Origin of the sequence: Luteibacter aegosomaticola (assembly GCF_023078475.1) — a bacterium.
Taxonomy (GTDB): Bacteria; Pseudomonadota; Gammaproteobacteria; order Xanthomonadales; family Rhodanobacteraceae; genus Luteibacter; species Luteibacter aegosomaticola.
Map to the genome: position 1 here is coordinate 469,119 of NZ_CP095741.1, position 12,792 is coordinate 481,910.

A 12,792-nucleotide genomic window follows, 5' to 3' on the forward strand; every position below is an offset into this window, starting at 1 on the left:
GCCTGAGAGGCCTGAGTTTCATCTCATGTTGCGAATGCGATCCATTCTCAATAAGCTAGGCGGTAGCTGCCCATAAAGAGGCGGCACACCACCCCCCGATAACCCCGGCCGCCAGCCCGGAGGCTCGTTCCTCCTTCGCAAGCTCCCGATCCCTAGCGAAGGAAGAACCACGTGTTCGCCACCCGGAAGAACCTCCTCGCCGCTGCCGTTGGCGCGGCGCTGCTCTGTGCCACCGCGGCCGAAGGCGCCCACGCCGCCGACGCCCCGGCTACGCCCATGGCGGCGACGACGACCGACGAACTGCCTCGGATCACCGTGACGGCCATCGGCTCGTCCCTGCGCTTCGACGTCCCGGCCACGGTCACCGTCATCGACCGTCAGAAGATGGATCGCCACCTCGCGGCCAACATCCGTGACCTGGTGAAGTACGAACCGGGCGTCTCGGTCGTCGGCACGGCCGGCCGTTGGGGCCTCGATAGCTACAACATCCGTGGCCTGGACGGTAACCGCGTCTCCATCCTCACCGATGGCGTGCCGGCATCCAGCTCGTTCGGCTTCTCGACCACCGGTATGCGCGCGGGCCGCAGCTTCGTCGACCCCGATACGCTCAAGGCCGTGGAAATCACCCGTGGCCCCGCCTCGGCGCTGAATCCCTCGGATTCGCTCGGCGGCACCGTGCGCTACACCACCAAGGACCCGGCCGATTACCTGAAGGACGGCAAGGACACCTACGTGTCCGTGCGTGAGCGCTATGACAGCGCCGACCGTTCGCTGGGTACCTCGCTCACCCTCGCCGGCGGCCGCCCGGATAACGGCTTGGTGATCGTGGCCAACCACATCGAAGGCCACGACCTGAGCAACAAGGGCGATGTCGCCGCGCAGAACTACACGCGCACGCGCCCGGATCCGCTTACCCAGAACACCACCAGCATCCTCGCCAAGTACGTCCACGTGGCGAACAGCGGCCGCGAAGATCGTGTCACGGCCGACTTCTACCGCAACAACGTCGATACCAACGTGCTCAGCGCCGTGGGCCAGGCCGGCACCACGCGTCTGCTGACCGACACCGCGAACGACCGTGCGACCCGCCAGCGCGTATCGGTGGGCCAGCGCTTCCCGACGATCGACATGGGTATCGCCGACACCCTCGAATGGGATGCGTACTACCAGAAGTCCGAAACCGAATCGCAGACGCGCACGCTGGCCAACGTGCCGACGCGCAACGCGACGTATGACCGCCTCTACCTCAGCGATCTCAACGAGAAGGTCTACGGCGGCCACCTGACGCTCGGCAAGACGATCGACTCGGGCAGCGTGCAGCAGCACATCGCTTACGGTATCGAGGCGTCGCGCACCACGCCGACAGGTCAGCTCGGCGGTGAAGGCACGAACCTCGCGACCGGCGTGACTTCCAGCAGCTCGCCGTACATGCCGGAGAACTACCCGCTGCGCTTCTTCCCGCGCAACGACACGGACCGTTACGCCGTGTTCGCGCAGGACGAGATCGCGCTGCTCGACGGCCGCCTGCGTATCACCCCGGGCGTGCGCTGGGATCACTACGCGTTCAAGCCGGACCAGAACGATCCGTACTACCAGAGCTCCTTCGTGCAGGAAGGCCTGGATGACGTGAAGAAAAACCGCTTCTCGCCGAAGCTGGGTGTGACCTGGTCGCTGAACGACAACATCGAGCTGTTCGGCAACTACAGTCAGGGCTTCCGCCCGCCCCTGTACAACGAACTGGCGGTGGCATGGGGCACGGCGCGCCTCTACGGCATCGTACCGAACCCGAACCTCAAGCCGGAGACGAGCAAGGGTATCGAGATCGGTGTGCGCGGCAATGGTGAGCTGGGCTACTTCAGCGCCAGCGCGTACTACAACCGCTACCGCAACTTCATCTTCGGTGGCTTCACCCTGCCGAAGGACGAGTGGCCGCAGTGGGCGGTGAGCCAGAACCTGCTGATCGTGATGCAGGCGGTGAACTTCCCGAAGGCGACGATCAAGGGCGTGGAAGCCTCGGGTGGCCTGATGCTCGGTTCGCTCAGCGATGCGCTGGCCGGCTGGCGTGTCGAGGGCAATCTCGCCGCGTCGAAGGGGGACAAGAAGACCTACGAAGGGGGCTGGTCGCCGCTCAACAGCGTGGACCCGCTCACCGCGACGCTTGGCGTGGCGTATGACGCGAAGGACTGGGGCGCCGAACTGATCGGTAAGGGCGTGCAGCGCAAGTCGCGCCTGGACGACACCACCACCTTCCGTGCCCCGGGCTACGCCACGCTGGATCTCTACGCGCACTGGAAGCCGTGGGAGCCGCTGGAACTGATGGCCGGCGTCACCAATATCGCCGACCGCAAGTACTGGGATTGGGGTTCGCTGCACGGCGGCGTGCTCACCAACGTGGCTACCGGTGCTGGCGTCGATGACGCCCAGGCCCGCACCGCGCAGATCGAACGGCTGACCATGCCGGGCCGCGCGCTTGTCGTTTCCGCTCGTTACACCTTCTGAGGAGAGCTCGTCATGCAGGATGTCCAGACCGCTACCGCGCCGCGCATCGATATACCGGCGCTTATCACCGGCTACCGCGAGCTCCGCGAAGCCGAGCCAGGCTTGCGCGCCCGCGATGCGGCCGAGCGGCTGGGCGTCAGTGAAGGCGCGTTGGTCGCCAGCCGCGTCGGCGATGGCGTGACCCGCCTCGCCGGCGAGTTGCCGGCGATCATCCGCGACCTGCCGGCGCTTGGCCACGTCATGGCCCTGACCCGCAATAGCTACTGCGTGCACGAGAAGAAGGGTGCCTACGACCACATCGATATCGGTGGGGTCATGGGCATCGTGCTCGCGGAAGACATCGACCTGCGGCTGTTCCTCAAACACTGGCGCTATGGCTTCGCGGTGAAGGAAGTGTCGCGCGGTCGCGAGCTGGAGAGCCTGCAGTTCTTCGATGGCGACGGCACCGCGGTGCACAAGGTATATGTCACGGAAGAGACGAACCGCTCGGCATGGCGTGCGCTCCTGCATCGCTACACCGCAGCGGTGCAGTCGCCGCTGATCGACATCGTGGCCGTGGAGCAACCGTTGCCCGAGACGCTCGCCGACAGCGAGGTGGATGCGGATTCGTTGCGGGACCACTGGCGCGCGCTGCGCGATCCGCACGATTTCTTCGCCATGCTGAAGAAGCACAAGGTGACGCGTACGCAGGCCTTGCGTGTGGTGGGCGGCGAGTTCGCGACGCCGGTGCAAAACAACGCCATCCGTACCGTACTGGAAGGCGCCGCCGCGACCGGTACACCGCTGATGGTGTTCGTCGGTTCGCCGGGCGTGGTGCAGATTCACACCGGCCCGGTGAACAACATCGTCATGGCCGGCCCGTGGATCAACGTGATGGATCCCAGCTTCAACCTGCACCTGCGTACGGACGCCATCGTAAGCAGCTGGATCGTGCGCAAGCCGGTGCCCGAAGGCGTCGTGACCTCGCTGGAGCTGTATGCGGAAGATGGCACGCAGATCGTGCAGGTGTTCGGCAAGCGCAAGCCGGGTATTCCCGAGCGGGATGACTGGCGTGCGTTGCTCGGTACGGTGGAGGTGGTGGCATGAGCGCGCGTCGTCTTTTGCTGGCCGCCGCGTTCGTGGCGTTGCCGTGCGTTGCTGCGGTAGCCACGGCGGCTACGCGCGTCGTATCGCTCGGTGGCGACGTCACCGAGATCGTCTATGCGATCCATGCCCAGGATGAGCTTGCCGCCAGGGATAGCACCAGCACCTGGCCGGAGGCTGCGAAGGCGTTGCCGGACGTGGGCTACGTGCGTCAGCTCAGCGCTGAAGGCGTCCTCGCGTTGCGTCCCGACCTGATCCTGGCGACGCACGATGCCGGGCCGCCGACGGCTATCGAGCAGATTCGCAGCGCCGGTGTGCGCATCGAAACGCTGCCCGCCTCACGCACACCGGAAGACATCGAAGCCAAGATCCGCCGCATCGGCGAACTTACGGCGCACACGAAGGACGCGGATGCGCTGGCCACGGACGTGGCGACGCGCTTCAACGCACTCGCAAAAGCGGTGGCAGCCATGCCGCATCACCCGCGCGTGGTGTTCCTGATGTCGACGGGGCAGGGCAGTCCGATGGCGGCGGGACATGACACGGCGGCCGATCGTGCCATCGCACTGGCCGGTGGCGTAAATGCAGTGGCTGATGTGCCGGGTTACAAGGCGGTGTCGCCCGAAGCGCTCGTGGCGATGAAGCCGGATGTGATCCTTCTGATGAAGGAGCGCGAAGACGCCGTCGGTGGTGTCGCTGGCGTGCTGGCCATGCCTGGCGTGGGCGATACCCCGGCTGGAAAGTCCAAACGCATCGACTTCGTCGAAGGCCAGGCGTTGCTCGGCTTTGGTCCGCGCACGGCAGAGAACGCAGCGGCGCTGCAGGCGCGTTGGGCCAGGCCGTGAATAGCGTCGCCGCGTCATTGCCGCGGCGGCGCACCGGGCACCCGGTGGTGCTTTGCGCACTCGGCGCGCTGCTTTTCGCGACGGCTTTGTGGAGCCTGACGCGCGGCGCGATGGCGATCGCGCCAGGTGAGGTGATCGGCGCGTTGCTCCGCTGGATCGACGGGACCGCAGCACGTGGCGATGACAGCATCGTGCTTGCGTTGCGCGTGCCACGTCTGCTGCTCGCCGTCGCCGTGGGCGCGGCGTTGGCGACCGGTGGCAGCACGATGCAGGGTTTGTTTCGCAACCCACTGGCGGATCCGGGTCTGATCGGCGTGTCGGCGGGTGCGGCGCTCGGCGCGGTAGCCGCCATTGTGCTCGGCGGCCAGTCGGGTTCATGGCTCGTGGCGGTCGCCGCCTTTTTCGGTGGCCTCGTCGCTACCGTGCTGGTGTTTCTGCTCGGCAAGCGTCGGCCTGGCGTTGCCAATCTCCTGTTGGCCGGCGTAGCGATAAACGCCATCGCCATGGCGGGCGTGGGCCTGCTCACTTACCTGGCCAACGAGAACCAGCTGCGTGATCTCACCTTCTGGTCGCTTGGCAGCCTGGGCGGCGCCAGCTGGTCGCGGCTCGGCATCGTCGCGCCGTGGATCGTGCTGCCGCTGCTCTGCCTGCCGCGTGCGGCTCGTGCGTTGAATGCGCTCCTGCTCGGCGACAGCGAGGCGGCCTTGCTTGGCTTCCGGCCAGAGCGTCTGCAACCGTTCCTGGTCGGACTGGTGGCCCTCTCGGTGGGGGCGTCGGTCGCTTTCACTGGCGTCATCGGCTTCGTGGGTCTGGTTGTGCCGCACCTGCTGCGCATGGTCTTCGGCCCCGACCACCGTTTCCTGCTGCCCGCCTCGGCCCTGGGTGGCGCGACGCTCCTTGTCGCTGCCGATGCGTTGGCACGCACCGTGGTGGCACCGGGTGAACTGCCGATCGGCGTCCTGACCGCATTGGTCGGCGGCCCGTTCTTCCTGTGGCTGTTGCTGCGCCGCCGGGTCGGGGAGTCCATGTCATGAGCCACGACGTACAGGGTTTGCTTGTGGCCGAAGGCGTCGGCGTGGTTCGCCAGAGCCGCACGATCCTCGGCCATGTTTCCCTCACCGCGTCGCCCGGCCGCGTGCTGGTGCTGGTGGGGCCGAACGGTGCGGGCAAGAGCACGCTGCTGGCGGTGCTATCCGGCCGGATGCGGCCAGATGCCGGCCACGTCAGCCTGGACGGCAACCCGCTACACGCCTGGGACCCGCGCGCGCTGGCACGCCGGCGCGCCATGCTTTCGCAGCGCGTGGACCTGGCCTTCGGCTTTACCGCGCTCGAGGTCGTCCTCCTGGGCCGAAGCCCGCATCGGCATGACGCGGTGCGCGACGACGTCATCGCCACGGCGGCCTTGCGCGCCGCCCATGCGTGGGAACTTCGCGATCGCCGCTACACCGCGCTCTCCGGTGGCGAGCAACAGCGCGTGCAACTGGCCCGGGTGCTCGCCCAGGTCTGGGAGGGCGGGCCCGAGGGGGCGTGGCTGTTGCTCGACGAGCCGGAGGCGGGCCTCGATATCGCCCACCAGCATTTCATCCTGCGCCGTGCCCGGGCCTGTGCCGCCATGGGCCTTGGCGTTATCGCGGTGTTGCACGACCTGAACCTGGCCGCGCGCTACGCCGACGAGGTCGCCGTGCTGGCCGCCGGTACTTTGCGCCGCCACGGGTCGCCCCAGGAGGCCCTGGATACGGCGCTGCTCTCGGAGATCTACGGGATACCGCTGGGCCGGACGTTCGGGATCGACGTGGCCTGAGGCCGCCCTGCGACGACCTGCCGCCCCTCGGGATCCCGGCGGGGCGTAAAATGGTGGGATCGCCCCACGCACAGGTCACGTCCCATGACTTTCCCCGCTGTCCGTATGCGCCGCATGCGCCGCGACGCCTTCTCCCGCGCCCTCATGCGCGAAACCGTCCTCACCAGTGCCGACCTGATCATGGTCGCGTTCGTGGTGGAAGGTGAAGGCGTACGCCAGCCGGTGCCGTCCATGCCGGGCGTGGAACGCCTGTCGATCGATGAGCTGGTGAAGCTCGGCGCCGAGTGCGTTGCCCTCGGTATCCCCGCGCTGGCGCTGTTCCCGTCGGTGGATGGCTCGGTGAAGACGGAAGACGCCCGCGAGGCGTGGAATCCCGATGGCCTGTTCCAGCGCGCTACCCGTGAGCTGAAGCAGCGCTTCCCGGAGCTCGGCCTCATCGGCGACGTGGCGCTCGACCCGTACACGACGCATGGCCAGGATGGCCTGATCGATGCCGAGGGCTACGTGATGAACGAGCCCACCGTCGAAGCGCTGATCAAGATGTCGCTGGCCCAGGCTGAAGCCGGCATGGATTTCGTGGCGCCCTCGGACATGATGGATGGCCGCATCGGCGCGATCCGCGACGCGCTGGAAGCGGCGGGCTTTATCCACACCCGCATCCTGGCCTACTCGGCGAAGTACGCCTCGAGCTTCTACGGCCCGTTCCGCGACGCGGTGGGCTCGTCGGCCAACCTGGGCAAGGGCAACAAGCACACCTACCAGATGGACGTCGGCAACAGCGACGAGGCCCTGCGCGAAGTGGAGCTGGATATCGCCGAAGGCGCCGATGCGGTCATGGTGAAGCCGGGCCTGCCGTACCTCGATATCGTCCGCCGGGTGAAGGAAACCTTCGGCGTGCCGACCTTCGTTTACCAGGTGAGCGGCGAGTACGCGATGATCAAGGCCGCCGCGCAGAACGGCTGGCTGGATGAAAAGGCGGTCGTCCTCGAATCGCTGGTGGCCATGAAGCGCGCCGGTGCCGACGCGATCCTGACCTACTTCGCCATCGACGTCGCCCGCTGGCTCAAAGCCTGACCCTGTAGGAGCGCGCTTGCGGCAAGTCCCATCGCGAGCAAGCTCGCTCCTGCAACGGCCCGAACAGGTGTTTCGTCCAAACTGGGCGCTTCCGCCCATGACATAATCCGAGCCAGTTTTCCGGGAGCGGCAGATGGACGGACATCATTTCCTCGAAACGGCGGTCGTCTTCCTGCTGGCGACGGTGATCGCCGTTCCGCTGACCAAACGTTTCCGGCTTGGCGCCGTGCTGGGTTTCCTGCTGGCGGGCGTGGTCATCGGGCCTTCGATGCTCGGCCTGGTGGCCGATACGGCCGGTGTCGCGACGATCTCCGATTTCGGCGTGGTGCTGATGCTTTTCGTCATCGGCCTCGAGCTATCGCCTTCGCGCCTGTGGGTCATGCGCCGCGCCGTCTTCGGCAGCGGTACCTTGCAGGTCATCGTGTGTGCCCTCGCACTGGGCGCTGTCGGCTACTACCTGTTTGGCCTGACCTGGAAGGCTGCGGTCATCGTCGGCGGCAGCCTTGCGCTGTCTTCTACCGCGTTCGGTCTGCAGATCCTGGCTGAGCGCAAGGAAGCAGGCACGGCCTATGGCCGCCAGGCCTTCGCCATCCTGCTGTTCCAGGACCTCGCCGCCATTCCGCTGATCGCCGCCGTGCCGCTGCTCGGTGGCGCGCTGGCGCGCGACGCGCATGCCACGCCCGACATCATGAGCGTCATCCGCGTGGTGGGTGCCATCCTGGGTGTGATCGTCGGTGGCCGTCTCGTGCTGCGCCATGTGTTCCGCTTCGTGGCGCGCGCCAAGAGCGCCGAAGTCTCGACCGCCACGGCCCTGCTGGTGGTGATGGGCACGGCGTGGCTGATGGAACTGGCTGGCATCTCCAGCACCCTCGGTGCCTTTCTCGCCGGCCTGCTGCTGGCCGATTCGGAATACCGCCACGAACTCGAATCCAATATCGAGCCGTTCAAGGGCCTGTTGCTGGGTCTGTTCTTCATCAGCGTGGGCATGTCGGTGGATCTCGCGCTGCTGCTCGCGCAACCCCTGCTGGTCATCGGCCTGGTGGCGGCGTTGCTGGCGGTGAAGGCGGTGCTCATCATGCCGCTGGGCAAGCTGGTGGGTGCACTGACCAACGCGGATTCCGTGCGACTGGCGGCGGTGCTGGCCAGCGGTGGTGAATTCGCCTTCGTGGTGCTTAACCTCGCCCAGCAGCAACACATCATCACCGACCCGCAGCGCAACCTGATGGTGATGACGATTTCGCTTTCCATGGCACTCACGCCGCTGCTGGTGTTGTTGGCGGCACGTCTGGTCCATGAGCGCGCGCGCAAGCCCGACCGCGAGTTCGACCAGATCGAAGCCGATACGCCGCGGGTCATCATTGCCGGGTTCGGCCGCATGGGCCAGATCGTCGCCCGTGTGTTGCGTGCGCAGGGCATCCAGTTCGTCGCGCTGGAAAGCTCGGTGGAACAGGTGGAGACCTCGCGTCGCTTCGGTGGCACCTCGCTGTTCTTCGGCGACCCGGGCCGCCCGGAGATGCTGCGCGCCGCGCAGGCGGACAAGGCCTCGGTGTTCGTGCTGGCCACGGATGATCCGGAAGCCAATCTGCGCACCGCGCGGCTGGTGCGCCGGCAGTACCCGCACCTCAAGATCGTCGCGCGCGCCCGCAACCGCCAGCACGTGTTCCGCCTGATGGATATCGGCGTGGACGACCCAGTGCGCGAAACGTTCTATTCGAGCCTGATGATGACGCGCCACGTGCTCGAGGCGCTGGACATGCCGCCCGAAGTGGTCGAAGCGCGTATCGCACGCTTCCGCAAGCTCGATGAGCAGGTGTTGCGCCAGCAGTACCTCGTCTACGACGACGATGCGGCGCTTATCCAGAGCTCGAAGGAAGCGCTGAACGACCTGCAGCATCTGTTCGAAGCCGATGCGGCCGAAGAGCGCGAGCGCGCCGAAGAAAAGTAGGAGCGCGCTTGCGATGACACTCCGCCTGCCGGCGGATCGCGTGCAAGCACGCTCCTACAAGAGCGAGTTATTCGGGCTGGGCGGGTTGGCGTAGGGTCTGGCGCACGCTCGGGATCGCGTTGGCGCGTACCCCCAGCTCGTGCGCGATATCCACGTAGCCCAGGTGCCGCGCCACATCGCCGGCGGTACGACCGAACGCATCGGCGGCGTTGCGGTTGGCGCCACGGTGCAGGAGCACGCGTGCCGGTGGCAGCAAGGCATGCATGGCGCAGGCGTGCAGGGCGCTGACGCCGCGCTGGTCGGCGTGTTCGATTTTCGCGCCCGCATCCAGCAACACAGGAACCAGTGCACCAAGATGCGTGGCATCAGCGGGTGTGCCGGGGCGCATGTGCGAACCGAGCAGCAGGAGCAGCGGCGTGGCGCCGTCCTTGTCGGTTTTGTTGACGTCGGCGGCCCTGCCGATCAGCAGGTCGAGCAGGCGGCGCGCACGCAGGCTGTCGTTGCTGCCGAAGCAGTACTGCGCGGCAGCGTGGAGCGCCGTGTGGCCATGGGCATCTTCCGCATTGGTATCGGCGCCCGCGGCAAGCAGGCGCTCAACGATGTCGGGATAGCCAAGGGCCGCAGCGATCATGAGGGCGGTGGTGTCGCCGGGCAGGCGTTGGTCGACTGCGACGCCGCGCGCGAGCAGGCGTTCGACGACGGCATCGCGCCGTGCGTTAACCGCTGCGGCTAGGGGAGTTACGCCCGATGCGGCCGCCGTCGCCGGATCGGCGCCGGCATCGAGCAGGTGCGTGGCGACGTCGGCCTGGCCGGCGCCCGCGGCACGCAACAGCGCGGTGGCGCCCTGCGCGTCGCGCGTGTCGATATCGAAGCCAAGCTCCAGCAGGCGGTCGACCGCCTGCATGTCGCCTGCCGCCGCGGCCGCCGGGAGATCGGAGGCACGCAGCGAGCGGCCCGGCAGGGGCCAGAGGTGCCAGTTGAGCCAACGCTCGACATCGCCATGGCCGATCCCCAGGCCGTACGGGGTCTCACCATTCACGTCGGCCGCTTCGGGGTCGGCGCCGTGTGCCACCAGCAGGCGCACCAGCGGCAGCGCGTCCCCACCATGTTCCAGCGCGGCATGCAGCGGTGTACGCCCGCCCGCATCGCGGACATTCGGGTCGAGGCCGCGCGCAAGCAATGCCGTGAGGAGGCGTATCGCACCGGTGGCCGCCGCCATGTGCACGGGCGTGCGGCCGCGGGCATCGGCGCCAAACGGGTCGGCGCCCGCGTCGAGCATCGCCAGCGTGAGCCGTTCTTCCTCACCATCCAGACGGCAGATGGCCTGGCCGAGCAGGCCAGCACCGGCCGGGCTCGCGCCGGCATGCATCAGCTGCAGTAGCGCGTCTGCCGACTGCGGCAGTTGCGGGAGCAGCGCATCGAAGAGGCGGCGGCCCTGCGCGTCGCTTTCGTCGTCGGCAGGCGGTGCAAGGCGCGCCTCGGCGGAGAGGCCGTGATCGAACAGCCATGCGCGCGCGGCATCGCATCCCGGTGCGGCCAGATCGACATACAGCGCGGCGAGTTCTTCGACGGGCCATTCGCGTACCTTGCTCGCGAAGGTTGACGCGACGGCCCAATGGCCGAAGCGCAGGGCGTCGTGCAGGTGCAACGGAGAATCCGCGCCCGCTTCAGGCAGGACCGATTCACTAAGCGATGTGGGTAGCGGTGTATCCGGGTCGAGCAGGGCGACGAAATCCCAGCGGCCGCCGGCGGTGGCGTGGTCAAGCGCGCTTCGTCCGTCCGCACCCGTGGCCTTGGGCTGCGCGCCCATGGCGAGCAGGGCGCGCACCGTCGCAGCCTGCGCGCGCGGCGACTGGCATGCGAGCGTGAGCGCGTCGCGGCCGTGGCTGTCGCGAGGCGACGCATCGGCCTGGGCATCGGCGAGGACCTGCACGATGCCCGTGGCACCGGCGCGCGAGGCCTCCATCAGCGCCGTGGTGCCATGCCGGTCGGCAAGATTTGGGTTGGCGTGGGCCTGCATCAGGACGCGCGCGATCTGCTCGTGGCCTTCGCTTGCCGCAGCGAGGAGCGCGGTGCGGCCGTGAGCATTCGCTGCATTCACCGGCGCCTTGTGGCGCAGGAGCACCCGGACACCCTCGGCGTCGTCATCCGCGATGCCAGCCGCAGCCACGAGCGCGGGCTCGGCACCGACCGGTGCTGGCTTGGCGCCATGTTCCAGCAGGAAACGGGCGAGCGCCCAGTTGGCGGCGCGGCACGCGATCGCGAGTGGCGTTTCGCCAGCGGCGTTCACGGCATCCACCGGAGCGCCCGCATCAAGCAGCATGGCGGCCACCATGGGTTCGGCGCTTAGCACCGCGCCATGCAAGGCCGTATTACCTTCCGCATCGGTCGCCGCTGCGTTGGCGCCATTCGATACCAGGGTGAGCACCGCGTCCGGGCGGCCGTGCCAGCTATCGCGACACGCGGCGAGCAGCGCGGTAACGCCCTGGTGCGCGCGGTTGACGTCGGCGCCACGCGCGATGAGTGCGCGCAGCAGGCGCGTATCCGCGGAAAGGGCGGCGAGCGTGAGCACGGGCCGCTGGTCACGATCACCGGGCTCGGCCACGGTATTCGGATTGGCGCCGGCTTCGACGAGCGCGACCGCACGGGCCACATCGCCGGAGCGGATGGCGGCGAGCAACGCGCCATCGCGGATCTCGGGCTGGCGCTCTTCCGTCGACAGTTCGGGAATCGGCTCGGGCGTCGGCACGCGGTGCGCATCACTGATAGCGGGTTCACGACGCGTATCTGCACGGGCGGTGCGGATGTGCCCGCGGCGGTCGCAGAGCAGGGCGCGCAACGTACGGTTGGCGATCAGCAGCGAGCAGGCCGGGAGCAGCACCACGGCATACAGGCCGAGTGCGGCGATGCGCATCTCGGCGGGGAGCACGCCGTAAAGACCCGACAGGGCGACGGCACAGAAGGCCAGTACCAGCAGGCCCAGCGCCGCCGGGAGGAAATGGCTGAAGAAGCGCTCTTCCGCCGAGAGATGCCGCCCGAAGCTGACCGAGCGGGCCATCGCGGTGAAGATCCACGAGCCGTCACCGCTGCTTTCGGGGTAGGCGTCATCCCACAGGTAGACCAGGCCAAAGGCCGGCCAGACACGCCACAAGGCGCCCAGGGCGATCACCAGCGTGGCAGCCAGGAGAAGGGCGGCGCCAAGGCTGGGGGCCTGGGTGAGCTTGAGCAGGGGCCAGGCCACCAGCACGAACACCACGAAGGTGTAGACGGTGAACATCACGACATACGCCGAACCCCGGCGCAGCGCGGTGCGCAGGTAATTCGGCTCGGGATCGAAACCGATCGCATGGCATACCGCCGCCATGGCCAGGGTGTTGGCCAACAGCAGCGGAATAAGGGCCAGCGGTGAGGCGGTAAGGCCGGCACACGCCACGGCGGCAAGGGCGGGGAGGAACCAGGGCAGCGCCTTGATCAGCGGCGGTCGTCGACGTTTGGGATTGGCCATGCGCGCGAGTATACGGACCGTGGAAGGCCCTCGCGGTAAC

Annotated in this window: 7 protein-coding genes and 1 pseudogene; 7 read left to right on the plus strand and 1 reads right to left on the minus strand. The window is 67.7% G+C overall.

Features of this window, described 5'->3' with window-relative positions; all coding sequences use genetic code 11:
* The first annotated feature begins 171 nt into the window (after nucleotides 1-171).
* The 7 genes and pseudogenes from L2Y96_RS02120 (at nucleotide 172) to L2Y96_RS02150 (ending at nucleotide 9,247) form a co-directional block, all read left to right on the plus strand.
* Entirely contained in the window at nucleotides 172-2,499 is a 2,328-nt protein-coding gene (locus L2Y96_RS02120) for a TonB-dependent hemoglobin/transferrin/lactoferrin family receptor (RefSeq protein ID WP_247331557.1), read from the plus strand.
* A gap of 12 nt (nucleotides 2,500-2,511) precedes the next feature.
* The gene (locus L2Y96_RS02125; RefSeq protein ID WP_247331558.1) at nucleotides 2,512-3,585 is read left to right on the plus strand and encodes a hemin-degrading factor; all 1,074 of its coding nucleotides are present in this window, start codon (nucleotides 2,512-2,514) and stop codon (nucleotides 3,583-3,585) included.
* Nucleotides 3,582-4,427, plus strand: a complete 846-nt coding sequence (locus tag L2Y96_RS02130; protein ID WP_247331560.1) for a heme/hemin ABC transporter substrate-binding protein — start codon at nucleotides 3,582-3,584, stop codon at nucleotides 4,425-4,427. Before L2Y96_RS02125 ends, L2Y96_RS02130 begins: the two co-directional genes overlap by 4 nt.
* Nucleotides 4,424-5,461 (plus strand): FecCD family ABC transporter permease, encoded by a 1,038-nt coding sequence (locus L2Y96_RS02135; RefSeq protein ID WP_247331562.1) that lies wholly within the window; start codon nucleotides 4,424-4,426, stop codon nucleotides 5,459-5,461. The genes L2Y96_RS02130 and L2Y96_RS02135 overlap by 4 nt, the downstream gene beginning before the upstream one ends.
* Nucleotides 5,462-5,538: 77 nt before the next feature.
* Nucleotides 5,539-6,228, plus strand: a pseudogene (locus L2Y96_RS02140) (heme ABC transporter ATP-binding protein); the annotation flags it as partial.
* Between the two features lie 84 nt (nucleotides 6,229-6,312).
* A complete protein-coding gene (gene hemB / locus L2Y96_RS02145; protein WP_247331565.1) occupies nucleotides 6,313-7,302 on the plus strand; it encodes a porphobilinogen synthase in 990 nt (329 codons plus the stop codon).
* Between the two features lie 133 nt (nucleotides 7,303-7,435).
* Entirely contained in the window at nucleotides 7,436-9,247 is a 1,812-nt protein-coding gene (locus L2Y96_RS02150; protein ID WP_247331567.1) for a monovalent cation:proton antiporter-2 (CPA2) family protein, read from the plus strand.
* Nucleotides 9,248-9,314: 67 nt separating this feature from the next.
* Here the strand turns inward: L2Y96_RS02150 and L2Y96_RS02155 are convergent, their stop codons facing one another.
* Nucleotides 9,315-12,752: an ankyrin repeat domain-containing protein gene (locus L2Y96_RS02155; protein WP_247331569.1), complete on the minus strand. Its 3,438-nt coding sequence runs from the start codon at nucleotides 12,750-12,752 to the stop codon at nucleotides 9,315-9,317.
* Nucleotides 12,753-12,792: the final 40 nt, after the last annotated feature.